15 protein-coding genes and 2 pseudogenes are annotated in these 26,082 nt (G+C 64.4%); 2 read left to right on the top strand and 15 right to left on the bottom strand.

The window, feature by feature from the left end; translation table 11 throughout:
- Nucleotides 1–64: 64 nt before the first annotated feature.
- The 10 genes and pseudogenes from NV348_RS23845 to NV348_RS23800 form a co-directional block, all read right to left on the bottom strand.
- On the bottom strand, nt 65–3,340 hold the full coding sequence (locus NV348_RS23845) for a type ISP restriction/modification enzyme (protein ID WP_127516357.1): 3,276 nt from the start codon (nt 3,338–3,340) through the stop codon (nt 65–67).
- Nucleotides 3,341–3,627: 287 nt separating this feature from the next.
- Nucleotides 3,628–5,295 (bottom strand): hypothetical protein, encoded by a 1,668-nt coding sequence (locus tag NV348_RS23840; protein ID WP_127516355.1) that lies wholly within the window; start codon nt 5,293–5,295, stop codon nt 3,628–3,630.
- 237 nt (nt 5,296–5,532) lie between these two features.
- Nucleotides 5,533–8,777: pseudogene (locus NV348_RS23835) on the bottom strand (protein kinase domain-containing protein).
- Nucleotides 8,778–9,117: 340 nt separating this feature from the next.
- Nucleotides 9,118–10,710, bottom strand: coding sequence for an AMP-binding protein (locus tag NV348_RS23830; RefSeq protein ID WP_098086753.1), 1,593 nt, complete (start codon nt 10,708–10,710; stop codon nt 9,118–9,120).
- Nucleotides 10,711–10,849: 139 nt separating this feature from the next.
- Nucleotides 10,850–11,545: a transporter gene (locus NV348_RS23825; RefSeq protein ID WP_098086752.1), complete on the bottom strand. Its 696-nt coding sequence runs from the start codon at nt 11,543–11,545 to the stop codon at nt 10,850–10,852.
- A gap of 138 nt (nt 11,546–11,683) precedes the next feature.
- Entirely contained in the window at nt 11,684–12,058 is a 375-nt protein-coding gene (locus NV348_RS23820; RefSeq protein WP_098086751.1) for a hotdog domain-containing protein, read from the bottom strand.
- The gene (locus NV348_RS23815) at nt 12,055–13,719 is read right to left on the bottom strand and encodes a flavin-containing monooxygenase (protein WP_098086750.1); all 1,665 of its coding nucleotides are present in this window, start codon (nt 13,717–13,719) and stop codon (nt 12,055–12,057) included. The genes NV348_RS23820 and NV348_RS23815 overlap by 4 nt, the downstream gene beginning before the upstream one ends.
- A 106-nt stretch (nt 13,720–13,825) precedes the next feature.
- Nucleotides 13,826–15,284, bottom strand: a pseudogene (locus NV348_RS23810) (aldehyde dehydrogenase family protein).
- Between the two features lie 29 nt (nt 15,285–15,313).
- Nucleotides 15,314–16,408, bottom strand: coding sequence for a Zn-dependent alcohol dehydrogenase (locus NV348_RS23805; RefSeq protein ID WP_098087165.1), 1,095 nt, complete (start codon nt 16,406–16,408; stop codon nt 15,314–15,316).
- Nucleotides 16,409–16,421: 13 nt separating this feature from the next.
- A complete protein-coding gene (locus tag NV348_RS23800) occupies nt 16,422–18,836 on the bottom strand; it encodes an AMP-binding protein (RefSeq protein ID WP_098086748.1) in 2,415 nt (804 codons plus the stop codon).
- Nucleotides 18,837–19,156: 320 nt separating this feature from the next.
- Between NV348_RS23800 and NV348_RS23795 the strand changes: the two genes are divergently transcribed.
- Nucleotides 19,157–19,840 carry a TetR/AcrR family transcriptional regulator gene (locus tag NV348_RS23795; protein WP_098086747.1) on the top strand — a complete coding sequence of 228 codons (684 nt, stop codon included), beginning with the start codon at nt 19,157–19,159 and terminating at the stop codon, nt 19,838–19,840.
- A gap of 89 nt (nt 19,841–19,929) precedes the next feature.
- Here NV348_RS23795 and NV348_RS23790 read toward each other — a convergent pair whose 3' ends face one another.
- Entirely contained in the window at nt 19,930–21,399 is a 1,470-nt protein-coding gene (locus NV348_RS23790) for an MFS transporter (RefSeq protein ID WP_098086746.1), read from the bottom strand.
- 19 nt (nt 21,400–21,418) lie between these two features.
- A complete protein-coding gene (locus NV348_RS23785) occupies nt 21,419–22,315 on the bottom strand; it encodes a phytanoyl-CoA dioxygenase family protein (protein ID WP_172964594.1) in 897 nt (298 codons plus the stop codon).
- 220 nt (nt 22,316–22,535) lie between these two features.
- Between NV348_RS23785 and NV348_RS23780 the strand changes: the two genes are divergently transcribed.
- Entirely contained in the window at nt 22,536–23,216 is a 681-nt protein-coding gene (locus tag NV348_RS23780) for a TetR/AcrR family transcriptional regulator (protein ID WP_098086744.1), read from the top strand.
- A 66-nt stretch (nt 23,217–23,282) separates the two neighbouring features.
- On the opposite strand, the gene NV348_RS23775 is transcribed toward NV348_RS23780, so the two are convergent.
- The 3 genes from NV348_RS23775 to NV348_RS23765 are packed head-to-tail and all read right to left on the bottom strand — an operon-like array spanning nt 23,283 to nt 26,072.
- Nucleotides 23,283–24,056: a gamma-glutamyl-gamma-aminobutyrate hydrolase family protein gene (locus tag NV348_RS23775; protein ID WP_098086743.1), complete on the bottom strand. Its 774-nt coding sequence runs from the start codon at nt 24,054–24,056 to the stop codon at nt 23,283–23,285.
- Entirely contained in the window at nt 24,053–25,408 is a 1,356-nt protein-coding gene (locus tag NV348_RS23770) for a glutamine synthetase family protein (RefSeq protein ID WP_098086742.1), read from the bottom strand. Before NV348_RS23770 ends, NV348_RS23775 begins: the two co-directional genes overlap by 4 nt.
- The gene (locus NV348_RS23765; protein WP_098086741.1) at nt 25,401–26,072 is read right to left on the bottom strand and encodes a hypothetical protein; all 672 of its coding nucleotides are present in this window, start codon (nt 26,070–26,072) and stop codon (nt 25,401–25,403) included. The genes NV348_RS23770 and NV348_RS23765 overlap by 8 nt, the downstream gene beginning before the upstream one ends.
- Nucleotides 26,073–26,082 lie beyond the last annotated feature (10 nt).

Genomic DNA, 26,082 nt, shown 5'->3' with positions numbered 1-26,082 from the left:
CGGGGAACCTACCAGTTACCCCGGGTACGGGAGGGAGTAAGCACATTGCTTGCTTTGAGGCCGCTTACAACAAGGTTCCCTCGGTCCGACGCCGTGCCTTGCGAGTGGCATCTGATGGCGGGACGCTGCCACTCAAATCTGCAACGGACAGCTGTGGGCCTTCGGCGATCTTCTCAAGATTCGCTGCTTGACGGGCCGCGAAACTCAGCAGCCGACTTACAGATCGCAGAACAGTCGTCAGCTGCTCAGACCATTCAGGCAGCCAACGTGACTCTACGATGGCGTTGAGCCCTTCTTGGTCTGATCCATTCATCGATGCGATCCGGTAGTCGAGCCAGGACGGGATTACCTTGCGGCCTCCAACTTCGTACCCATACACCTCGGGAGTGACGTGGGCCCACACCCCGGGGCCGACATGAAGCTGGTTGAGTGCGGCGTCATATGAGTAATTCTGGGGAACGGAACGACCAACGGGACTGTGGTACGAAGGCATCGGCTGCTCGGCCTGTCCCCCCTTCGGCGGTGTACCTACGGACCCGAGACTCATGCACCAGCGTGCCGCCGACCCGAGCTCAACGGTCTCGTTGAACAGCTCACAATCCGCCGTGAGCGGAACGCGGACTCCTGGTGAATTCAGATTTGCTGAGAATTTTTCAGTGTAGGCAGGATTTGCAATCACTCCAATCACGTAGTCAGCGAAAGCCGTTGGCGTTACTGGTATACCCAACTTCGCGCTATAAGTTTCCACTAGCCCTGGTGCGAGGTTTGGCGTTCCATCGGGATGGAAAAGTGGCAATACCCGGCCGCCTCGTCCGTTAAAGCAATGCTGGTCGGGCAGGAATGGCGTTGCAAACAGCCCTGGCCCCCGGCCGGGGTTGTAATTGTGCTGCTCGACAAGGAATATCTGTCCAGCCACGCCCCTAGCTTCCCACAGCGAAGGGCATGGCCGGTCGATTAACCGAGCGTCGGCAATAATAAGCTGCAAATCAAAAGACCGATACTGAATAGTCTCGGTAGGGATGTCGGCTGGAGGGACTGCAATGCTGTCGAGCGGGAGTTCGGTGTCGAGCGAGACATCGGGTAAACGCTTCTTACCTCGGTAAGGTGTGCAAGTTGCGGTCGTATGAAATAGGGCGTCGCGTTTGCCCTTATCGGGTTCAGTTATAAGGTTCACAAACCGGCTGTAAAGAGTGTCTGCGCTTGGCGACGAGACCCAACCCCGACTCGGGGTCACCCCGGTATTCGACCACGGAAAGAGGTCGCCCAGCTTAGGGTAGTTTACCCAAGAGTCGGATGGTGCTGGAGTGAATGGTTCCCGCCACCCATCGGAGGTCGTTCGCCACTGGTCCGATTCGATACCCAGTGATTCCAATGCAGAAAACTTTTCGGTCCTGCGACCATGAAGCTCGATATATTCAATTTTCGCAGGTGTATTTTCGTCGCAATTGTTAGCGCGGGCGAAGATGCCAATTGCGAGTTCGGTCTTGATCTTTGGAAATACCCGTGTCGGGACATCGGGGAGGTGCCCTTCAGGGCTGAGGTTAATAACCCATCCATGCGTGCACGTCCGTCGAAGATATTCACGCATTCCTGCATACGCATCAGAGGTGGTGTAACTCAGTGGGGTGATAAAGCATACTATCCCCTGATCTGCAAGCGGAAGGTCGACTCCACTAGTTGACTCGAATACTTTCCAGGCGCCCCACCGCCAGAAATAGGTGTATAGGTTTTTTAGTTTTCGGGTCAAGTTACCTGGAACCCCGCGCTTGAAAGCATCGAGTAACGCGGATTGACCATCGCCAGCCCCTGTCTCGACCCAGCCGCCCCGTCCACCGGCTGCGTCATCGTAGGGCGGATTGCCGATTACGACTGTGATGTTCTTGTTCCGCTTTATCTCGTTGGCTTCGCTTCGTTGTCGGGCTATTAGAGCAAGGTCGTATGATAGGTCGGCGGTGCCAGTATGGGGGTCCTCCAGCGTATCGGCTACATATAGGCCCAGGCCCTGCTTGGGAATTGTGGCCCCGGCCGCATGTATGGCTTGTGCGAGTCGGAGTTCAGCCACAGCGAATGGCCCCGTCTGCAATTCCAAGCCGAACAGTCGTCCTGCCATTGACGCGGCAGCCTCGGCGCTGGCCCCAGGCCCGAATTCTGAGACAGCCTGAGACGAGACATGACGAATAACAGCGAGCGGATAGGTCCCTGTCCCCATTGCCGGATCTATTACTGATACGTTGGGGTCACGGTATCCGCGCTCGCGGTGAAGATGTGCTTGCAGGATGGTGTCTACTATCCGCACCATGCTCTCCACGACGGGCAGTGGCGTGTAGTACGAGCCGCTCTTTTCACGTAGTTCGGAGTCGTACTCGGTGAGAAAGTCCTCGTAAAGATGCAGGTAGAGGTCACTACTCTTCTCTGCGATGGTCTCCCACTTTACGGCAGTCAGAACACGCACGATCGTGTCCACCGTGTCATCGACTGCCGTTCCACCGATGTGCCGGGTGAGCAGGTCGAGCGTTTGGCCCATCAAGCCATAGCTCGTCTTACGAAGTTGGGCACCGATTGGCGACAAGCCGCCTTCAAGCGATATCCCCTCAGATACTGCGAGGAGCAATGCGAATGTCACGGTTTGCGCGAATCCATCGGCAAATTCAGCGTCTTTCGCGCGAGGGTAGAGGGCCGCACGCCAATCTTTCAGTGCACCAAGGAATACGAGTTCAGTGACGTCCGCTCCTGTCTTCTGAACTTGTCGTTCGTGCGTAAGCTGAAGCCGCACCGCCTCTCGTGTGGCCCGGGTGAGTGGCGCAAGCCAGGACACCAGGCGAGAAACGGTCTTGATCTCGGCTGGCTGCCATGCGAAGAAGTCGAGGATGGTTGCCTCGAACCTAGGCGCGGGCTTCACGTTGCCTGCGCTGGTGTGTAGAGACTTCAGTTCCAGACCCGTTTGCTCGCCGACTAGTTCGCCAGTGCGGTATAGCCGCCAATCCTTGCCGTTGGTGACGAGAAGATTGGGCAACTCCTTGTGTGCTTGCCATTGGCGGTAGTTGTGGCTGCTCTTGGCAAATGACGCGGGGTTGATATCGGTGGTTGGCTTCTTGACCTCGACCCAGCCAGTGAGTACATCGTTAACTGCGACTGCCCAGTCCAGCCGTGTCCTGCCGTCGAGCTCACGCACCTCGTCGTAGGGCGTCACCTTGTATCCAAGGGCTTCCCCTGCTTGTTCTAAGAACCGGGCGATAGGAGTTCGTAGGTTTGCTTCAGGGTCACCAATGACCGGGCCTTTTCTCGCCAGGGATTTCGCAAGTTTGCCCGCAACCTCGGCAAACGATGGTGCATCAGCCACCAACTTGACCACTCCTACTCAGTGATGCGGGAAGCTGTGATGCCAGATCGGCCTCGGCGGACGGTGTGGCGTTCGGGCGCCAACTCGAGAGATGCACCCTCAGAGTGTATCTGCACTCTTCGTGCCGGCAGGCGAACCGAGAGTTGGACGGGTATGGGAGAACTCGTGCCTCGGACGATGAGGTGGCTGACTCCGGGAAGCGACGAAGCACCAGAGGCGGACGCAGGTCCTCGCTTCCGCCGAGCCGCATTAAGGCACCTCGCCAGCCCGTCCGATGGATTCACGGGCTATCCGCCGAACCGGGGTACTTCCTGCGCCGAGTTGTAGAACTGCCTGCGCCAGGTACGCGGGTCAGTCGGGCGAGGACACGCCGACGCAGTCGCTCCATCGATGTACATCGCGGGCAGTATCAGATATGGATCCGAGTCGATTGCCTCCTCACGAGTCTGTTGACACCGCATCAGGTATTTGTCGCGATCGGGCCGAAAGTACGTGAGTGCGATATCGCATTCGTCGATAACGCTGACGTCCATGTCGAGCAGTTGAGCCCGGAAACGGAAATAGGCTCGAATGTCGTCGTAGGAATCCATCGCGGACAGAACCAGGATCCATGCGTGTAGGTCGGCGACCGCGATCCGGTCGCTGACCACTACCGACGGCAGAAGGTTCAGCATCGATGGGGTAGTCAGCGAGCCGCTGTAGGTGTTCAGGACGACGCCGAGCCCGACTGTCTGGCGCGAACCGAAGTGCGCATTTTTGTTGCCGTCGAGGATCGGCGTGTTGCTGTCGATCGCGTCGAGCCTCTTGCGAAGTTGGCTAATTACCTTGGATATTTGTTCTTCGAATGCGCTTGCCGCGCTGTTGATCCGAAGAGGTGCCGCCATCGCCTTCACTTCGCCGATGAACTCGACAGTATGACCGATGCCCGCGCAATCGATGTCGGGTCTATTCTCGCCCGGGATGCGGATAGTTAGTGGACGCGAGGGCTGTGGGCCGGTCAGTGTGGCCAAAGCGTTGTTGATGCATGCTTGGGCGACGCGCTCGTAGAGTTCCCCCTTGTCGAGGACCGGTGTGGAGCGATGGTCACGGTGAGCAAGAAGCCGGTCGTCCACGGCCGCGAGGAGCGCCCGATCCATGGCGAAGGCGACCGAACCCAGCGCGATCGGCGCGATACCGTCTGCGAATGCGATCCAGGGGCGCTTGTCCATCTCGGTTGACAAGGCGATCTCTGGAAACGGCCGGTCGGCGAGCGCACCAGCCTTGAGGGCAACGTGTTGGGCGAATGGGGTTGCGGGGTCGGTCCATGGTGTCATCGCGACTGCCAGCTGCCCGTCCTGCCAACAAAGATTCAGGCACCGGTCGATGTTGGCAGCTGTGAACTCCGGGAAGACCGCCCTGTAACCGGGGTCCTGCTGGATCTGATTGCCGATCTCTTTGCAGATCATTCGTGACGCCCAGTGGTACCGGATGACGCTCGAGCTCGTCCGGGTGAGGAACTCCCGCGAGGCGCTGTCTCCTAGTTCAAGGTCGATCACGTCTTCGAATTTCTCGAAGCTATCGGCGGTCCATTGTGCCGTCCACCACCGTGCCGCGTGCACGAGGAAACGGTTGATCACACCAGGATCATCGCTGTGACCGGTTGCGCCAGCAGCCAGTGCCCAGAGCAGCCGATTAAGCAGTGTCAGGTCGTTGAGCCCCTGGAGCACCACCGGGTCGGCCTGTCGCCACGCCGAGATTGCAACGGCGGGCGACAGGATGGCCAGCAGCCTGCGACATTGTTTCGCCGATCGCTCGGCCACCTCTGCGAAGGGGCGAGGGTCTGGTTTGGTTATGCTGCCGGGACTTTCGCCCCGGTCCCAGCTTTCGAGTCCTAAGAGGAGTTCTTGGTCGAATGCCCGGTACACGTGACGCTCTCGGTCAGGCAGGAAGAACCCATGATCGACCTCAGCAGCCACTATCCCCCCTCGACGTTTTGCCTGGGACTCTATCGAATCGAACCTTCTCGACCCAGTGGTTTTCTTCGGTGACCTTGACCGAGTGTTCCGCCCGGGCGGACGTCCTGCTGGGCAGGTGAACGAGGCGTTAGTGGTGGGGCGGGGATCAAGACACTCGGCTACCTCGGAACGCGCCCCGTTGATGGGAGGCAACGGGCGCGTTCGTGCGGGCCTGCATAGAATCGACGCCGGAAGCTGTCAACTCGCGTCAACGATCCAGGCTGCGACCAGTTCTCGTCACGTGAAAGCCGAGTTTGGTGAGGACGTGTTCGATGTGTCCCCGCGGTGCGCTGCGATGTGACGACGCGAGCGGCGATCGCCTTGTTGGTCATCGCCTCCGGCGATCAGGTCCGCGACCTCTAATTCGCCTTTGTTCAACTTGGTGGAACCGGAGGGCTTGTCTTGGAGTTGCACTCGCGAAGTGCGTAGCCGACAGCGGATGCGAGATCCATTGCGCTGCCGCGCTGCCAGGTCTGTTCGAAGACGCTTTCGTCGAGCGTCCGGCGTACGACTTGTTCGCACTCGTCGTGATGGACGAACAGATCGGGAATGTACACCGACGGGATCCCGGCCGCGCTGCCGAGTGCCTCCGCGGCTCCCATCAGGGTGCCGGCGCGTTCGGGGTCAGTGGTTGCGGTGATCCAGGCGAGTACTTCGATGCAGTTCGCGCAACTGACTGGATCGTCGACGCGTCGAGCGAGCCGCACTCCCTCTTCGAGCAGCTCGATTGCCCGGCTTTCTGCGCCCATGCGGCGTTGGGCAACGGCCATCGCCCACAACACGTAGGCCCGGTAGACCGATTCCCCGTGTGCTTTCGTGATAGCGAGTGCTTCCTCGTAACATTCGATAGCCCGGCGGGGTTCGGAATCTTGCAGTTGATACGCCAGTCCCAGCAACGTCAGAGACTCGATGAGTAGCGCGAGATCGCTTTCACCTTGCCGGAACACTGGTTGCGCTCGTTCCAAACTCGAGGCGGCCCGGGCGAGATCGCCGGTGATCAGTCCGACGATGCCGTCGGTATGGTCGACGATCGCGTGTGCGATGGGGTCGGTGAGCTGTTCGGCGAGAGTGCGTGCCTGGGCGGCAAGGGTTGCAGCTCTGTGGGGATCCCGCTGCTCTGCGGTCATGTAGCAGTCGGCGTACAGCGCTCGGACAGTGGCGGTGCTCGGCCGTGCTCCGTGGTGTGAGAGGAAATGGTCGAGCCAACGTCTCGCTTCGCTGAACTGGCCTCGTGCGCCCCAGAGCTGGAACAACGGGGTTGCGATTTGCAGGCCGGATTCGACGTCGTCCTCGGCGAGGCAGAAGTCCATGGCGTCGCGCAGATTCGGCTGATCACTGGTGAGTCGCTCGATCCACTCGATCTGCCGGGGACCGATGAACTCCTCGTCGGCGGTGAGGGCGAGCTGGCGATACCAATCTCGGTGTCGGCGGCGCAGATCGTGGGGGTCGCCGTTGTGCTGGGCCCTATCTCGCCCGTATGCGCGCAAGGTCTCGAGCATCCTGAAACGGACTGCGGTTCCGTGTTCTTCGCGGATCAGGATCGACTTGTCGACGAGGGATGCCACCGAGTCCAGGAACTCGTCCGGCGGCATGCTTTCCCCGCATACGTATTCAGCGGCGTCGAGGTCGAAGCCGCCGGGGAACACTGACAGTCGTTCCCATATCCGTTGTTCGAGCGGGGTACAGAGGTCGTAACTCCAGTCGATGCACAATCGGAGTGTTTGCTGCCGCGAAGGTGCGCCTCGGCTCCCTCGGGTCAACAGCGCGAACCGGTCGGAGAGTCGTTGCAGGATCTGCTCGGGCGACATCGCGCGCAATCGTGCCGCTGCCAATTCGATGGGCAGGGGCAATCCATCCAACTGCTGACAAATCCGAATCACCGTGGCCTTGTTGGCCTCGGTCAACGTGAAGGTCGATACCGCGGTGGCAGCACGTTCGGTGAACAGCGCGACGGCGTCGTAATGGGGCAGACCCTGCAGTGGCGGATCGCGATCGGCGTCGGGGACGGTTAGTGGAGGAACGCGCAGCACGGCCTCGCCCGCTATCGCAAGGGGTTCGCGGCTTGTCGCGAGGATGCGCAGATTCGGGTTGCCTTGCAGCAGCACCGTAGCGAGGTCGGCGACGGCGTCGACCACCTGCTCGCAGTTGTCCAACACCAGCAACAGTTCTCGCGACGACAAGTAGCCGAGCAGAGCCCCGCGTAGCGACCGCTCGGCATGGTCCCGCACACCGAGCGCGGAAGCCACCACGTCGATCAATCGAGACGCCGTGCGGACCTCATCGAGCTCGACCAGCCATGCGCCGTCGGCAAACTCGCGGCGGATACTCGTGGCGAGTTGTGCTGCGAGTCGTGTTTTACCGACGCCGCCGATTCCCACCAGGGTCAGCAGGCGTGACGATGCGAGTAGATTCTTCGCTTCGGTGATCTCGTGCGTCCGGCCAACGAATCTGGACAATTCCAGGCGGAGGTTCCCGCGCTCACGGCTGGAAGTGCTTGAGGAAATCTCCCCGGTTGCGGACCGTTCTGGTTCAACCGTGGCTTGTGGACGGAGAGCCATGTGGCCCGCAGGCAGTCTGCGGCTACGTTGGATTTCGCGTAGCCGCTCACCCAATACGGCGGCCGAGGGTTGCCGGTCCCCGGGGTGACCGGCCATTGCCTGCTCGATCACGGTGGCAACTTCATCGGCGAGGCCGTGCTCTCGCAGATCGGGGGCGGATTTCGTTGTAATGCGGATGAATTGGGCTACCAACTGTTCGCCGCTGCGACGTTCGAAAGCGGCGTGACCCGTGACGGCGCAGAACAGAGTGGCGCCGAGTCCGTAGATGTCGGAGGCAGTGCTCGGGGCAGCGCCGCTGAGAACCTCGGGCGCGATGAACGCGGGCGAACCGGTGACAATGCCGGTAGCGGTCTCGAACCCGCCGGAGATGTGCGCGATCCCGAAGTCCGCGAGCGCCGGCTCCCCATAATCGGTGAGAAGAATATTCGCCGGCTTGACATCGCGATGGATGATGCCATGAGCGTGGGCGACTGCTAACGCGCCTGCCAGTTTCACCCCCAGTTGCAGCACATCGTCCACATCTAACGGTCCGTGCCCTCGGATACGTTCGTCCAGAGAGCCCTGCGGGTGGTACGGCATCACGATGAATGGTTGTCCGCTGTCGGTGACTCCGACCTGGAGGACATTAACGATGTTGGGGTGACCGGTGAGCCAGCCCATCGCCCGCTGTTCACGAAAGAAGCGCTCCCGGTCCTCTTCCGCACGATCGTCAGTCAGTACCTTCACCGCGACGGTCCGGTCGAGGGAGGTCTGCGTGCACCGGTACACGACACCGAAGCCTCCCCGCCCGATCTCTTGGGCATCGTCGAACCCGTCGGCGGCCAGCTCCGACGCGACCGACGGTGTTACATCGCGGTGGGTCTCGAACGGATCGACTTCGGGCATCGTCCGGGTCGATTCATCCGGTCCACGATTTGTTCGGTGAAATCCGCACGATCAGCCTCTCGTTTGCGTGTTTCCAGGATATCGCTGACGGCGGCCTGAAAGGTGCGGGCTACTGCAGCCCGCACAACTGACATCACCTACGGGCTCGATAGTGCAGGAAACGCGGCTGCTCCGATCGATCGGCTGCCGTAGTGCTGCGTTCGCGTTCAGGGCGGGTTGCTGACGTCCTCGACTCGCCATTGATCGCGTCGAGCCTGTGGGCGTCCGGAGAGTTGCACGAACGTGCACCGACTCCGCGAGGGCGATGTTACGGGCATGCGACTTTGACGCGGGCGGACTCCTACTTCCCGGCTGCTTCTTTCGCCCGGAGGTCCCTGCGGAGGATCTTGCCCGCCGCGGACTTCGGCACGAGGTCGATGAACTCCACCCTTCGCACCTTCTTGTGCGGCGAGACCCGTTCGGCAACGAACGCGATCACCGAGGCCTCGTCCAGGTCGGCATCGGGCTGCAGGACGACGAACGCCTTCGGCACCTCCTCACCCTCCTCATCCAAGACACCGATGACGGCGGCGTCGGCGATGTGCGGGTGGGTGAGCAACAACGCCTCCAACTCCGCCGGCGGCACCTGGTATCCCTTGTACTTGATCAGCTCCTTCATCCGGTCCACGATCGTCACCACTCCGTCGGAGTCGACGGTCGCGATGTCCCCGGTGTGCAGGTATCCGTCCGCATCCAAGGTCTCGGCCGTCGCCTCGTCGTTGCCGAGGTAGCCGGCCATGATGTTCGGGCCCTTGCACCACAACTCCCCCGGCACACTGACCCCCTCGGCCGGGTAGGCGACCTCCTTACCGGTGGCGGGGTCGACGAGTTTGCATTCCATGTTTGCGACCGACAGACCCACCGAGTCCAAGGCGATGTCGTCGCGGTCGAATGGAATCGCATGCGAGACCGGGCTCATCTCCGACATCCCGTAGCCCTGCCGGACCCGGCAGCCGAGCCGGTTCGCGACAGCCTTGCCCAGTTCCTGATCCAGCGGGGCGGCACCGGAGAAGACCGAATGCACCGACGACAGGTCGTACTCGTCGACCAGCGGATGCTTGGCCAACGCCACCGCGACCGGCGGGGCGATGAACACGTACGTGCACTGCTGCCCGGAGACGATGGACAGGAATTCGACCAGGTCGAACTTCGGCATCGTCACCAAGGTCGCCCGGTTGAACAGGGCCGCGTTGAGCAGCACCGTCATCCCGTAGATGTGGAAGAACGGCAGCACCGCAAGGAGTTTGTCGTCGGCGCCGATGACCATCGGCTGGTCGATCTGGCAGATGTTGGCGACCAGGTTGCGATGGGTGAGCATCACCCCCTTGGGTCGACCGGTGGTCCCCGACGAGTATGGCAGCACCGCCAGCTGAATCGCCGGGTCGAACGAGACCTGCGGCGCGGGGTGGCCCTCGGTGAGCAGATCATGCAGGGACGGGTGGCCGTCGGCGCCGTCGAGGACGATCACATGGTCGGCCGGGATGCCGGCGCGGGTCGCCGCGTCCTCGGCCTGCGGCAGCAGTGCGGAGACGGTGAACAGGAATTTCGCGTGCGAGTCGGTGAGCTGTTTGGCGATGTCCTCGGCGGTGTAGAGGGCGTTGATCGTGGTCGCGACGCCGCCGGCGCGGAGGATGCCGTGGAACACCGCGGCGAAGGCGGGCACGTTCGGCGAGTGCAGGCCGACGACCTCACCGACAACCAGGCCTCGGGCGGCAAGCGCCCCGGCGACGTCGTTGATCTGGGCGACCAGCGACCGGTAGGTGGTGACAGCGCCGGAGGCGCCGTCGATCAGTGCGGGCCGTTCCGTATTCGCTGGGTCGAGTCGACTGAACAGGAAATCGTAGACACTGAGGTTCGGGATCTCGACGTCCGGAAACGGGCTCTTGAAGCTCACTGGGTCTTCCTTGAAGTGTTGAGCAGTTGGCTGCGGGTACTGCTCGGCAGCAACCGGGGGTGTGGTGACTACCGGCATATCGCCGACCCGCCTCGTGTGGGGTGGGTCGGCGATATGCCAGGGCTGGTTCAGCCGCCGCTCACGCTGTAGCGGGTGCGGCGCCACTGACCGTCTGGGCATCGACGCGCTTGTTGTAGGCGTCGAACGCCCGGTAGGCGCGGAAATACGTGAACAGCTGCAGGCCCCACGTGGACAGCGCGAAGATGTAGAAGATCGTGTGCTCGGCGTCGTCGCCTGGGATGTGGACGAAGTCGTAGGTCGAGGAGATGATGAAGCCGCAGGCGGTGGCGATGGCGGCCCACACAGCGTGCCCGCGCTCCCCGATCTCCCACAGGCGCTTGACGAAGTACATCAGGAAGATCGTGGTGAGCACGTTGGCCACGATGTAGAAGATCTTGCCCGCGGTACCGATCTCCTCAGCAAAGGCGAAGAGCAGGTAGCCCGCTACACCTGCGAGCGCGAACGCGCCGATGTCCACCGCCGCCGATGGCTTGTAGCGGTGGGTGACCTGCATCAACCCGAGGACCAGGACCAGCGTGAAGCCGAAGGACCGGGAGAAGGCATCGAGGAAGAAGGAGAAGGTGTACATCGGGCTGTCGTGACCGGCCTTCAGCAGACCGTAGAGCAGGAAGTTCGTGCCAGAGGTCGCGACGACGATCCACTCGATACCGAGCAGGTAGTTCTTGTGGTTCCGGATGAACTTGATCCCGTAGATGAAGCCGACGGCGAGCATCCAGATGTCCGTGACCGCGAAGAGCAGTTCTTTGATGGACATGATCTTCTCCTTGGAGGTTGGCTTGCGCCAAGAGTTGTTTTCGTGCGGGCTACCAAGCGATCGGAGCGCGGTCGGCGAACCGGGCCGCGTACAGGGCGGGGCTGCCGTCGAAACGGTCGTAGATCAGCCCGAGGGCTTCTACTGCTTCTCGTCGGCGGGGATGACTGCGGTGCCGCGAGCGCGGACCGCGACGAGGGGTGGCTCCAGGACCTGTGCGCGGCCGGTGTCGTCGGAGCCGCGACAGATCACCCTGAGCTCGAAATCGACTGTGCGGCTGCGGTTTCCCTTCTTGACCAGGGTCGCTTCGGCCTCGACGACATCGCCGCCCCGGATCGGGGCGAGGAACTGCACCGACGAGTAGCCGGCGAATAGCCCCTCGTGGCCGTCCAGCTCGATAGACAGGTTCGTGCCGACGTCTCCGAAGAGCTTGAGGGCGTAGGCGCCGTCGACCAGGTTGCCCGCGTAGTGCGCATCGGAAAAGGCCACGTAGCGCCGGTGGAGTGCCGTGCTCATGCGATCTCCCGGTGGATGGGGCCCAGGTGGCGGGTCTCTGTTTCGCCGTCGATCGCGATGCCGGGGTAGCCGCGCTTGGCGATTTCGGTGCACATGCGGCGGTACTTGCCGACTCCGCCGACATAGCCCATGAAGGTGTTGGGCTTGCCCTCGATGTTGGAGCCCCGGTACCAGGAGTCGGTTGTGGCGTACAACGTGACGGCGACGGTCTCCTCCGAGATGTCCACCCAGTCGTTCTGCCCCTCGGGGGTGGCCTCGATCAGCGTGGCGCCGTTGTCGCGGGCGTGCTCGATGAGGTCGGCGATCCAGTCGACGGCCTGCTCGATGGTCATCACCACGTTGCTGGCCAGCGCAGGACTCTGAGGACCGCCGACCATGAAGAAGTTGGGGAAGTCGGCGGCCATGATCCCGAGGTACGTACGGACACCGTCCTGCCAGGTCTCCTGCAGCTTCTTGCCGGACGCGCCGGTGAGGTTGAGGCCGTAGAGCGGACCGGTGAAGGCGTCGAAGCCGATCGCGAGCACGATCGCGTCCACCTCGTAGCGGCCCTTCGAGGTGACGATGGCGTTGTCCGTCATCGTCTCGATCGACTCCTCGCGCAGCGAGACCAGCGAGACGTTGGGCCGGTTGTAGGTCTCGTAGTAGTCGGTGCCGAAGACGCTGCGCTTGGCGCCGAGCGGGTGGTACTTGGGCACGAGCAGATCCGCGGTGACCGGGTCTTTCACGATCTCGCGGATCTTGTCGTGGATGAACTCCGACGCGGTCCGGTTCGCTTCGACATCGGTGAGCAGGTCGGCGAACTCGCCGCCGACGCCCTGGAAGCCGCTGCGTTCGTAGGCCGCCTCGTAGCGGCGGCGGCGCTCTTCGTCGGAGACGTCGAAGGCGTTGTCGGTGACGGGACGGTCGGGGATTCCGCCGGGCGAGTGCCTGCACTCCTCACGGACCGCCGGATAGTTGTCCTTGACGGCGGCGACTTGCTCGGGCGTGAGTTCGGCATTGCGGGCGGGCATCACGTAGTTCGGGGTGCGCTGGAACACCGTGAGGTGTTCGGCGACCTCGGCGATCAGCGGAATCGCCTGCACCCCGGAGGATCCCGTGCCGATCACGGCGACGCGCTTGCCCGCGAGGTCGTCGAGGGAGATGTTCCACCGGCTCGTCGACACCGTCAACCCGGTGAAGTTCGACAGGCCGGGCACGTCGAAGTCCTTCGGCGTGGACAGGCCGCCCGCACCCGAGATCAGATAGCGGCTGCGCCGGATCTCACCGTTGTCGAGCCGCACTTCCCAGAGCCGGTCGGCGGCGTTCCAGGTGGAGGCGACCACGCGGGTGTTGAAGGTGAAGTGCTTGCGCAGGTCGAAGCGGTCGGCGACGTGCTCGATGTAGCTGAGGATCTCGGCCTGTGGGGCGAAGCGCTGGCTCCACGTCCACTCCTGCTGGAGTGCCTCGTCGAAGGAGTAGGAGTAGTAGATGCTCTCGACGTCGCAGCGGGCGCCCGGGTAGGTGTTCCAGAACCAGGTGCCGCCGACGCTGGGGCCTGCTTCGAAACCGGCGAAGGACCAGCCCGCCGTCGTCAGCCGGTGTGCGAGGTAGAGGCCGGAGAAGCCGGCGCCGATGCCGATGACATCGACGATCCCGGTATCCGAGGCGGAGGGGAAGTTCATGGGATTGCCGCTTTCATGAAAGTCATATGACTGGATCAATCGACTTAGACCAGTAAAACAGTGGCCCCGGTCACAGTCAAGGGGTTCGGGGGAATTACTCCGGTCGCTACATCGGCAGGTCGGGAGAATCGACGCCGACCACTCGGTCGCCGCAGAACACCCGAACCGCCTCGCTCGGGCCGTGCCCGCCGATTCCCGAAGTGCCCCAGAAGCTTTGGGCCGAGCCGTCGGCCAGGTCGGCGAGCTTGGCGCCGTTCACCCGCACCTCACCCGAGAGCACCCGCGAGCCGACCTCGACAGCACGATCCAGGTCGCCGCCGAACACGTAGGCGTCCAGCCCTGACGGGTCGGCGTTGGCCACGCGCAGGGCGTCATCGTCGGACTCCACGGCGTGCAGGCTAATGAGCGGGCCGAACAGCTCGGCGGTCGCCAGCGAGGCATCGACGCCCGTGGCGACAGTCGGCGACAGGAAGAAGCCATCGAGGCCGGGAAGTTTCGCGGGCTGATGGATGGTCGCGCCGTTGGCCCGCAGCCCTTCGACGCGACTCTGGAGTGTCGCGAAGTGCGGGGCGTTGGAGATGGGGCCGAGTTCGGTGCTCTCGTCGAGCGAGTTGCCGATCTCGAGGTGGGCGATCCGGTCCAGCAGCGCCTCGAGCAGCGGTTCGACCAGGCTCTTGTGCGCGAGCACCTTGCCGGGGCCCTCGCACCACTGACCGTTGAGCTTGGTCATCCCGTCGAGGATGCCGTCGGCCGCCACGTCGATGTCGGCATCATCGAGCACCAGGGCCGGGTTGTTGCCGCCGAGCTCGAGCTGGAGCACCTTGAAGTCCTCGGCCGCCGCGCGGGCGATCGCCCGGCCCGCGTTCGGGCCGCCGGTGAAGGAGACGATCTTTACGCGCCGGTCACCGGTGACGGCCGCGCCCACGTCACCCGCACCGTGCAGCAGCTGCAACGCGCCGGCTGGCAGCCCGGCCTTCACGAAGCTCTCGACGATGATCTGGGCGCTGCTCGGCGCGTGTTCGGACGGCTTGAGGATCACCGGGCAGCCGGCGGCCAGCGCGCTCACCATCTTCGCGGCGGGAATGAAACTCGGGCCGTTCCACGGGGTGAGGATGGCGGCCGGCCCCCCACGGGACCTTGTACAAACGCACGTCCCGCCCACCGGCCTCGAGCGCGGTGCGACGCGGGATGGTCCGCAATTCCGCGGCCGCCGAACGGATCCGGTACGGCAGGAACTGGGCGACCATCCGGGCCTTGGCGATCGGGACACCGCTGGTGAGAGCGTCGGTGCGGGCGATGTCCTCGATGCGGGACTCGACGATGTCGGCCGCGCGCTCGATGATCTCGGCGCGTTCCTCGCTCGCCGCGTCGTCCCAGCGTTCGAAACCGTAGGACTGCTCGGCATGGCGCAATGCGCGTTCCACATCCGCAGGGGTGGTGGTGACGGCGCGGTGCACCGGCAGGCCGGTGTTGGGATCGAGGTTCCAGGCGTCGGGAATCGTCGCGCACTCGGACCACTCGTCGGCGATGTAGTTGATCGGTTGGGGCAGTTGCGGGTTCGTCATCAGGTGCTCCTTCGGTGCGCGAACAGGTCTCAGACAGTGAGGTCGGCGACGATGCGGGTGACTTCGCCGGACTTCATCGCCTCGAAGCCCTTGTCGATGTCCCGGAATCCGATGACATCGCTGACCATCTCGTCGAGCAGCAGCCGCCCCTGCTGGTACAGGCGGGCGAACTGGGCGATGTCCTCCTGCGCCTGTCCCGACCCCATGTAGGAGCCGATGAGGCGCTTCTCGCTGAAGAAGAAGTTCCAGGCGGGCAGCGTCAGATCGGTGCCGTCGGGGGCGATACCGACCAGGCACGCGGTGCCGGTGGGGCGCAGCACCTCCAGCGCGGTGGCGGCGGTCCGCGCGCTGCCGACGGCCTCGAACGAGTAGTCCACGCCGTCACCGAGCAGGTTCTGGATCTCGGCGGCCACGTCGGCCGCGCCGTTCACGACGTGGGTGGCGCCGTAGGTGCGGGCCGCGGCCAGGCGCGCGTCGTCGAGATCGACGGCCACGATCGCCGAGGCACCGGCCAGTCGCGCACCCTGGATGATCGCCGAACCCACACCGCCGCAACCGATCACGGCGACCGTGGAGCCGGGGCGCACCTCGGCACCGCGGAACACGGCGCCGACACCGGTGATGATGCAGCACGAGAGCAGGCAGCCCACGTGCAGACCCACCTCGTCGGCCACCTTCACCAGCGCGTTCTCACGCATCAGCGTGTGGCGGGAGAACGCGCCGATGTCAGCGAGGCGGTGAATGACCTGTCCGTCGGGCAGCTGGAAGGCGGGCCGGGGCCGCTGCCGGATCTGGGTGACGCGCTGGCACTGGGTCGAGTGCCCGACCTGACAGTTGCGGCACAGCCCGCACGAGGGCGTGAGGGCGCCGACGACGCGGTCGCCGGGGCGCAAGGTGGTCACCGCGGAGCCGACCGACTCGACCACACCCGCTACCTCGTGGCCGACCACCACGGGCAGGTCCGCGCCGACGGTTCCGGTCATGTAGTGCAGGTCGCTGTGGCACAGGCCCACATTCGAGACCGCGAGCCGGACCTCGTTGGGCTCCGGGTCGTCGACCAGGATCTCGGTGAACTCCAGCGGCTCGTTGACCGCGGTGAGGACAGCTGCTTCGGTGCTGATCATCATCGTGTCCGATCTAGTTGCTCTGCGCGGGCGCCGACGACGCCGCGTTCTTCGATGCCCAGAAACCCGCGATGCCCTCGGTGAAGGCGCCGGACTCCCAGGATTGGCGGGCGGCGTCGTCCTCGCGGGCGAACGCGGCCTCGATGTCTTCGGGGCGCGGCCGCAGAAGACCCAGGTGCAGCGCGGTGATCCGGGGATCGGAGTTCCACTGGCCGACCACCTCGACCGCGCGGTCCACCAGTGTCTCCGGGGCCACGATCTCGTCGAGCAGCCCGATCCGTAGCGCCTCGTCCGCGTCGATTCGCTGAGAGCCCAGGATGATTCGCATCGCGTGGTTGCGGACCAGGCGGCTCATCAGGAAGCTCGAGGCGTTGGAGATGATGATCCCGCGGTGGTTCTCCGGCTGGAAGTACTCGGCGGCCGTGCTGCCGATCCGACCGTCACAGCACAGCGTGATCTCCGAGGCACCACCGACCGCGATGCCGTTGACAGCCGCGATCACCGGGATCTTTGTCTCGAGAATCGCGCGGGTGATGTCGTGGAAGGTCGCGAAGGCCTCGTGGACCTCGTTGTAACTGGTCGGGACGGTCTGCAGGTCTTCCCCGGCGGAGAAGGCCCGCCCGGCACCCGTCAGCACGATCCCGCGGACGACGTCACCCGTCCCGAACCGTCGGATGGTTTGCGCGAGCAGCACTCGGGTGTCCACGTCCATCGCGTTGAGCTTCGCGGGGCGGTTCAGTGTGAGCACGGCGACGTCGCGGTCGATGCGCACATCCAGGTAGTTCTCGGTCATATTTGGCTCCTCAGTTGGCGCACTGCCGACGGTGCGTGGCGGCTGCAGGTCATAGGTGATGCCTGGATGCACAGCGGAGCGCGCCTTCAGGGCCGGCTTGGACACCCGCTCGGAGGGGGTCCGCGGAAAGTCGGCAACGAACTCGACGTAGCGCGGAACTTTGAAGCGCGCGAGCTGGGTTCGCGTGCCACCGATGATTCGCTCCGCGCTCGCGCGGCTCTCTTCTACCCCGGGTGCCAGCTGCACAAAGGCCTTCACCTCTTCGCCGAACAGCTCGTCCGGGACGCCGACGACCGCCGTCGCGACAACGGTGTCGTCGCGCTCGAGGACGCGCTCGACCTCGGCGCTCGCAATGTTCTCGCCGCCGCGGCGCACCATGTCCTTGATCCGGCCCACCAGGCGGTAGCTGCCTGCTTCGCGAACAGCGACGTCGCCGGTGTGTAGCCAGCCGTCGCGCAGCGTCTGCGCGGTTTCCGCCGGCCGGTTCCAGTAGCCGAGCATCATCGGTCTGCCAGCGGTGATCAGTTCGCCGGGTTCTCCCTCGGCAACGTCGCGACCTTCCGGATCGACCACCCGGACCTCCTTGGTGGGAAACGGGTGACCCAACCGCCCGCTGCCGACGTCGGCAGTACTCTCGGGGAGACTGACCAGGTCAACCCCGCTTTCGGTCATGCCGAAGAGCTCACGCCACGGTGCACCCCAACGCTGTTCGAGCTGCGCGTGCAGCGCGACAGGGATTGCAGAGCACATCACCAGGCGCAGATCGTTGTCCCGGTCGTGCGGGCTCGGCGGCTGTTTGAACAGCAGCGTGGGCATCGAGCCGAGCACGTAGCAGAACGTGGCGCGGTGCCTGCGGACGTCGGCCATGAAGCCCGAGGCGGAGAACCGGGGTAGCACCACCAGCGGCGCGCCGATCGTCAGACACAGCGAAGTGTTCCACTGCGGATCCATGTACGAGAACGGCTGCGAGGTGAGTACCACGTCGTCCCGTCCCAGACTCGCCGCGCTCGCACATACCCACCCCAGCCGGACCCAATAGTCGTGGGTCAACATGCAGGCCTTGGGGAAACCGGTGGTCCCTGAGGTGTATTGGAGGTTCGCGAGGGTCTGGCCGGTGATCTCGACGGCCAGCCGTTCCGCCGGGTACGCCGCCAGCTCGGCCGGCGAAGAGGCTTCGACGACCCGAAGATCGGCCAGTTCGCCGTTCGCGATGCGGACCTCCTCGACCAGGCCGGCGTGCTCGGCGTCGGTGAACAGCACCCGGGCGCCGGAGTCCTGGAGGACGAACTCCAGATCGGCGCGCTGGTACGACGAGTTCACCGGCACCGTCACCGCGCCCGCCTTGAGGATCGCCAGCCAGGCGACCGGCCACTGCACCACGTTGGGCAGCATGATCGCGACCCGGTCCCCCGGTCGGACACCGTCATCCGTGGCCAGTCGACGGGCCAGCCGAGAGGTCCAGTCGTCGATCTCAGCGAAGGTCCACGATCCTTCCGTGAACCGAAGGAATTCGCGGTCGGGCGATGTGGCGGCCTGGGTCGCCAGCAGGTCGACGAGGGTGCCGATCGGCGGGTCCTCAGCCATGCGGTCGCGCGCGATGGCGCAATCGCGGGGAACTGATTCGATTCCGGTCATGGTCAACCTCTTCACGCTTGTCGGGTGCGATGCGGGTGCCGCTCACGACCGCGTCGTGACGGCATATCCGCGGTGAGCACGTGGCCCGTATCCCTCCGATCGCCGATGGGGTCGGAGTGTGGTCTCGGTCATAGCCTAGAAGAACATAGTCATATGATCAAGGCGATCGACTAGAACCAATGAAGACCGCCATAGCCGGGGTCTGCCTTTGCGCTACGCCTTTGCGATAGAGGACTCACCCGACGGCTCGTTCGCATACACCTGGTAGCCTTTGAAGTGACTTGATCATCCGTCCAGATCGGCTCTGACAGGAGAAGTTCATGGCCCGCATCCCCGCTGCCGAACGTCGCGCCGAACTGGTGGCGGCGGCCGTGCGCGTGATCGCCGCCGAAGGCGTGGACGGCGCGACCACACGCCGCATCGCACAGGAAGCGAACGCACCGCTGGCCACGCTGCATTACTGCTTCTCCACGAAGGAAGTGCTGTTCGCGGCCGTCTTCGAACACGTCGCCGAACAGTATCGAGAAGTCCTGACGCACTGCGAGGTTCACGCCGACGTGGCCACCACCGCCCGCGCCCTGCTACGAGGCCTGATGGAGTGGTACCTGGTGAACCCGGACTTCGGCGCAGCGATCATCGAGTTGATCAGCTGGGGCCAGCGCCAGCAAGGCCGACAGGCCGAGATGGTGTACAACGAGGCATTCGCGACCATGCGGACCATCCTCGAAACGGTTGCGACCGAGGCAGGCCAGACGATCGACCCGAGAACGATCGATGCGTTGACCTACACCATGACCACGTTGTCCGACGGATTCGCGCTCAACTGGCTGGCGTTCACCGACCGCACAGCGGCAACGTCGCAGATTGAGCTGACACTCGGTGTGCTCGACGCCTGGATCGCCGCCAACCTCTGCGATGCGGCCATGCCGGTGATGCCGGCCGCGAAGACTTCATCCGAAGACACCATGCGTTCGCTGACATCCTGGGTGAGCATCGACCGATAGTGAGCGGGCGCGCAGCGGCCCGCACGCACCATCTCGCCAGGTCGGGGCCGATAGTGCGCACGAGCCGATGCCGTCGAGAGCGAATTGAATCAGGCCGAGGCTGCGCCGGCGCGCCGACCGGACCGAGCGCGTGAGATCACCACGGTCACCACGACGAGCAGGGCGAGAACTCCCGACAGCCAGTAGCCGATGCTGTAGAGGCCCTTGTCAGCAACCTCGAGACCGGTGCCCACCACCGGAACCAGCGAGGCACTGAGGTCGCCACTTACCAGCGCCGTGCCGAAGGCGAAACCCACGGCCATGAAGGTGCCCGCGATTCCGGCCGCCATCCCGGTCTTCTCTTCGGGCACCGCCATCTGCACCATGGTGAATCCCGCCGCGTAGCCGATTCTGGTCCCGAGACCTATGACCGCGGCCCCCACAAGGTAATGCCACAGCTGCTCGTGCGCCAGTGCGAGCCAAGCCAACCCCAATGCGCAGATGAGCGCTGCGCTGACGAAGACGGTCATACCACGGCCGTTGAGCAGAGCACGATCGAGCATCGTGCCGCGGATCAGGAACGCCGCCGCAAAAGGTGCCATGAGCCAGCCGGTCTGCAGCGCGCTCAGGCCGAGGCCGTAGGAGTCTTCTGGACGAAGATCCCCGGGAATGATCTGGGCGTACGTGCTGAGCAGCAGCAGGAAGGCCGAGTTCACCGCCGCGAACAGGGCGATGCACACACACGACGCGGTGACCAGCGGCGTCTTCATCAATGCGACGTCGAACACCGCCGAGGTCGACCGGCGCTCGACACGCATCCAGGCGATGCCGCCGACAATGCCGACCAGCAACGGAACGAGTGCCGCGGCGCCCCACACGAGGCCTTGCGTCAGGGCCAGCAGGATCGCCGCCACCCACGCGATCATCCACACCGTGCCGACGACGGCGATGCTGCCGGTACGTTCCGCGGGCGGGGCGTCCGGAATCATCGCAAAGCACGCGACCGTCGAAGCCGCGCACACCGCGGTGAGGATGACGAAAAAGCTTCGCAGCGACAGACTCTCGACGATGAAGCCGCCGCCGATCATGCCCACGACGATGCCGACACCGGTCGCGATGACCAGGACCGCGACACCCACCGTGATGCCGTCCTCGCCGAGATTGCGGCGCAGGAAACCGAGCGGAAGCAGCTGCGCCGCACCACCGAAGCCCATCAGAATGCAACCGACCAGAAGGGTCGGATACGAGTCGCCGACCGCCGGAATGAGCGCGCCGACCGCGAGGAAAGCGGACGCCGCCACCGAGGCGTTTCGGTCGCCGTACAGATCGGCCAGGCGCGGCAGCAGGATAAAGCCCGCTCCCCCACCGAGGGTCAGCGCGGTATAGAGCCATGTCGTCTCGGCGACCGTGGCGAGACCGTACTGCGCCTGAATGACCGGCAACAGCGGCGGCAGAATGAAGATGACGGCATTGGTCAGGACAACCAGCAACGTGCCGACACCGATGAGCACTCCTTTACGCGGCGCACCGCGAGCAGGATCCTCGCCGGCGAGTCCGGCTTGCTGACGGATCTCTGTCATGAGGTTCTCCGATTCGTGATCAGGCGTGTGCCGGGAGCGTGGCGCCGATGGCGGTGTAGTCGTCACGGCTGAGCAGGTTCATGGGGTCCGACATCTGGCCCCCGACCTCGACCCACCCGACGTAGTGCTCCGAGGACCAATCGAGCGCACGCTGGATCTCCTGCGGGAACGACCGGATCTGGTCGAGGGTGTAGGCGAGGAAGGGGTTCTCCTCTGGGCGCAGGAAGGCGAGGTCGTAGCCCATCGTCACGCCGACGCGGTACTCGTCCGACGTGGTGTTGCGACCACCACCGTGATAGGTGGAGCCGATCCAGATCACCGCCGACCCGGCCTTCATCTCCGTGGGGACCGCCTCCTCGAGGCGCGGTGCGCGCTCGTCGTCCCACAAGTGCGAGCCGGGGATCACCAGGGTGCCACCGTTCTCGGCGGTGAAGTCGCTGACCGCCACCATGATCTGCACCCGCGCCTCACGCTGATAGGTGGGGTGCCGCCACAACCACACCGAGTCGTCGCGGTGCAGCGGCTGCGAACCCTGACCAGGGCCGATCTTGATGGCCATCGTCGCGCCGACGTGCATGCCCGCCGGATTCGGCACCGACTCCTCACCGAAGAAGACGTTGATCTGCTTGTTGAGGATGCGCTCGGCCACGCCCCGGTACAGCGGGTTCAGCGCGATCGTCACCATGTGCTCGGTCCGCGCGAACAAGGCTCCTGCGCGCTTGGTTCGGTTGCCGGCGAACACCTCGTCGTGGCCGGTGTCCACCCGATCGAGGACGGGATTCAAGTCGTTCTCGAGTCCCTTGACAGTGGCGTCGTCGAATAGCCCTTCGATGATCACGCCACCGTCTCGCATGATCACCTCCACCACGGCGTCGATGGTGGCGTCGGGTGCCAGGCGCGTGAGTTCGTTCGTCATGAGTGGTTCGTTCCTTCGAAAGGGTGCGGCGCACATGTGATCTGGCTCATACGGTAAGTCAAGTTAGTCAATCGATCAAGGCATTTGAACAGAATGGGCCGTACGTCGCGCAATTCGATGCATTCCCTGCGATTCGGCAGTGCAGGAATCCTCTGACTGCTACCGTGGCATTCGACTTGACTTGATCATTCGTTCAAATCGGCTCTGACAGGAGAAGTTCATGGCCCGCATCCCCGCTGCCGAACGTCGCGCCGAACTGGTGGCGGCGGCCGTGCGCGTGATCGCCGCCGAAGGCGTGGACGGCGCGACCACACGCCGCATCGCACAGGAAGCGAACGCACCGCTGGCCACGCTGCATTACTGCTTCTCCACGAAGGAAGTGCTGTTCGCGGCCGTCTTCGAACACGTCGCCGAACAGTATCGAGAAGTCCTGACGCACTGCGAGGTTCACGCCGACGTGGCCACCACCGCCCGCGCCCTGCTACGAGGCCTGATGGAGTGGTACCTGGTGAACCCGGACTTCGGCGCAGCGATCATCGAGTTGATCAGCTGGGGCCAGCGCCAGCAAGGCCGACAGGCCGAGATGGTGTACAACGAGGCATTCGCGACCATGCGGACCATCCTCGAAACGGTTGCGACCGAGGCAGGCCAGACGGTGGAGCCGGACACCCTCGACGCACTGACTTACATCGTGTCCGCGCTGTCCGACGGATTCGCGCTCAACTGGCTGGTATTCACCGACCGCACAGCGACAGCGTCGCAGATTGAGCTGACACTCGGTGTGCTCGACGCCTGGATCGCCGCCAACCTCGGCGGTGCGGCCGCGCCTGCCGTCACGGTCCCCCAGGTCTCCACCGAGCAAACCTTGCGATCGCTCGTGTCCTGGGTGAACGTGAAGTGATACCACGTTGACCCGAGAGTAGTTGTCGGCCGCCACCGTTCGGTGGCGGCCGACGCTCATCCTGCGTCAGATCCGCTGGTTGCCCTCGGAGACGATCCATCTCAGCGCCGGATCGTCACGCTCCATCCACTCGGGATGCCACTGGACACCGAGCACTGCCGCTCCTGGCAGCTCGACCGCTTCGACGACGCCATCGGCGGCGCGTCCTGTGACCACGAGGCCGGTACCGCAGCGGTCGACCGCTTGGTGGTGCCACGAGTTGGTCACCACACTGGTACCGAACAGCCGTTCCGCGATCGAACCGGGCTCGAAGGTCACCTTGTGATCGTCAGCTCCGTCGGTGAGCGGAGGCGAAGCCGACAGGTGCTCCACGGGTCCCGGCCCGAGGTCCGCGATCAGTGTGCCACCAAGCGCGACGTTCAGGACCTGCAGGCCGCGACACACTCCCAGCACGGGGATTCGCCGGGCGAGTGCGGCACGCACGAGCGCGATCTCGAACTCGTCGCGATCAGGGTCGTGGACCATCGGATCGTCCCGCGGATCCACATCCCGGACCACTGACCGGTCGCCACCCCAGTACGCGGGATGAACGTCCTGGCCGCCGGTGATGACCACACCGGACAGCCAGTGGCACAGCGCATCCGGGTCGGCGTCGTAGGGCAGATTCACGGGAACCCCACCAGCTCTGTCGATTCGCTGCGAGAAGTCGGACATGAAGCTGTCGGTGAGCAGATGGCCGTAGCGCTTGTCCAGCCCTTCGATCAGTCCCAGCCGGAACCGCCGTCCGGTGATGCCGATCATCGGACGGATGAGGCCTGGCGTCGGCCTGCCCGCGCTCACGGGAACTCGAAGTAGCGCGTGGACTCCCACTCCGACAGCTCGGCGAACGGGTCGCCGCCGGTCGTATGGAACTGCATCCATTCCCAGCGCCGCGTGCCGACCCAGAAGTCGACGAACTCGTCACCGAGCTGCTCACGCAAGATCAGGTCCGACTCGAGCGCGTCGGCGGCCTTGGTGATCGTGTCGGGCAGCCGTTCCAGGTCTGGCGCACACCAGGCCATGTCGCTGACCGGGTCGGCCGGTTCCAGCTTGCCGTCGATCCCGGCGATCACGCCCGCCAGAATCGTCGCCACGGCGAGGTACAGGTTCGCGTCGGCGCCCGGAACGCGGTACTCGAGCCGGGAGTACTTCGGGTGGCCACACACCGCGCGCACCGCGGTCGTCTTGTTGGCGATGCCCCAGGTCACCGTGGTGGGCGGCCCGCTCAGATCGACCAGGCGACGGTAGGAGGTGATCTGCGGCAGCATGACCGAGGTCGCGCCACGCATCGTCGCGAGCAGCCCGGCGACCGCGTGACGCATGGTGTCCGACGGACCGTCGGCGGCGTAGAACGCGTTGACCCCGTCGCGCTGCAACGACAGGTTCACGTGCGAAGCCTGGCCGTAGCCCGCGGTCGGCTTGGCCATGAAGGTGACCGTGTGGCCGAGTTCGAAGGCCACCTCCCGCATCACCTGCCGCGCCCGAGCCCAGTTGTCGCACACCGAGATCGGATCACCGGGAACGAGATTGAGCTCGACCTGACCGGCCGCGTCCTCGTCGCTCCACGCCTCCCACTCGATGCCGATCTCCTCGAGCCGCCGCGCGACCGCCGACATGTAGTCGACCCAGTCCTTCGACTTCGCCAGGTTGTAGGCGGTGCCCGCCGAGCCGCCGAGCGGGGTGAGATCGCGATAGCCCTTGGCCCTGGCCTCGTGGACCGACTCCTGGAAGAGGGTGGCTTCGATCTCGACCGCGATCGTCGCGGTGAAGCCGCGGGTGCCGAGCTGATCGACCATCTTGCGGGCGAGATTGCGCGGACAGGTGCCGATCGGCGTGCCGTTGGGCTGCCAGTAGTCACCGATCACCGACTGGACACCCGGCGCCCACTGGACCAGCGTCGACAGGTCGGGCCGGAACTGCAGATCCGCGAGATGACCACGCCACGCAGGGTAGGCGAAACCGAAGGTCGGCGCGTTGCCGAGATCGAGCCCGAAGAGCAGATCGGCCACTGCGAAACCCGATTCCGCGCACGCGGCGAACTTCGCGGGCGCGACATTCTTGCCGTGGAAGGAACCGTCGTGGTTGGTCGACTCGATCCGGACCGTGTGCACGCCGGGCTCGAGAACGGTTGCGGTGGTGGCGATTTCAGACATCGTAACGAACCTTCCAGGAAGCGCCGACCAGCACGGACAGCTGCGAGAGGGTGCCGCGCACGCCGACGAGGCCGGTGGACAAGGCGGCGACCAGGTCGTCTGCGCCCGAGAAGATGCCGGCCAGGAGATCCGGGGGCCCGGCGATCACATACTGGGTCTCGCCCTCACCGACGACATGCTCGGCCAATCCGTCAGGGCCGTCCGCGATCGCGACGAGCACGTCAGGGATACCTGGTATCGAGCGGGCCTTGGCCCAGAAGCTCTGTGCGGCAATCTGCCAGTCCGGCAGGGGCGGTGACAGCAGTGCCAGCACAGCGACCGCGAGAGCATCGTCGCCAGCGCCGACAGGCTCGCCAACTCGAGCGAGCCTCGCGTTCAGATCAACGGTCAGGGTGAGGTCGGGTTCGGTGAACACCCCGCTCGATACAGTAACGACACCGTCCGAGATGCTGACCGTCGCTGACTGCGGAGTGTCGTGGGAGTAGATGGCGACACGGCCCTCCACCGCCGCCACGACTGAGTTCGGGCGGCCTTCCCGAACGGAGTCGGCGATGGTCCGGCCGATCAACCGGGCGATCGGACTCGCGTCGTCCTCGATCCGAATGTCGACCCCGTCGACCACGTCTTCCCCGCGTGTCGCGAGGCCGATCGTCGTTTCGGTCATTGTTCTGCCC

It is taken from the genome of Nocardia fodinahabitans, from assembly GCF_052983615.1.
The sequence above is the reverse complement of the archived record's forward strand: the minus strand, read 5'-3'. Positions and strand labels throughout refer to the sequence as shown.

What these genes read in the sequence shown, in the direction of transcription:
- NV348_RS23825 (WP_098086752.1), bottom strand. Translation starts at nt 11,545, where the DNA reads ATGTCCATCAAAGAACTGCTCTTCGCGGTCACGGACATCTGGATGCTC.
- NV348_RS23820 (WP_098086751.1), bottom strand. Translation starts at nt 12,058, where the DNA reads ATGAGCACGGCACTCCACCGGCGCTACGTGGCCTTTTCCGATGCGCAC.
- NV348_RS23815 (WP_098086750.1), bottom strand. Translation starts at nt 13,719, where the DNA reads ATGAACTTCCCCTCCGCCTCGGATACCGGGATCGTCGATGTCATCGGC.
- NV348_RS23805 (WP_098087165.1), bottom strand. Translation starts at nt 16,408, where the DNA reads ATGATCAGCACCGAAGCAGCTGTCCTCACCGCGGTCAACGAGCCGCTG.
- NV348_RS23800 (WP_098086748.1), bottom strand. Translation starts at nt 18,836, where the DNA reads ATGACCGGAATCGAATCAGTTCCCCGCGATTGCGCCATCGCGCGCGAC.
- NV348_RS23795 (WP_098086747.1), top strand. Translation starts at nt 19,157, where the DNA reads ATGGCCCGCATCCCCGCTGCCGAACGTCGCGCCGAACTGGTGGCGGCG.
- NV348_RS23790 (WP_098086746.1), bottom strand. Translation starts at nt 21,399, where the DNA reads ATGACAGAGATCCGTCAGCAAGCCGGACTCGCCGGCGAGGATCCTGCT.
- NV348_RS23785 (WP_172964594.1), bottom strand. Translation starts at nt 22,315, where the DNA reads ATGACGAACGAACTCACGCGCCTGGCACCCGACGCCACCATCGACGCC.
- NV348_RS23780 (WP_098086744.1), top strand. Translation starts at nt 22,536, where the DNA reads ATGGCCCGCATCCCCGCTGCCGAACGTCGCGCCGAACTGGTGGCGGCG.
- NV348_RS23770 (WP_098086742.1), bottom strand. Translation starts at nt 25,408, where the DNA reads ATGTCTGAAATCGCCACCACCGCAACCGTTCTCGAGCCCGGCGTGCAC.
- NV348_RS23765 (WP_098086741.1), bottom strand. Translation starts at nt 26,072, where the DNA reads ATGACCGAAACGACGATCGGCCTCGCGACACGCGGGGAAGACGTGGTC.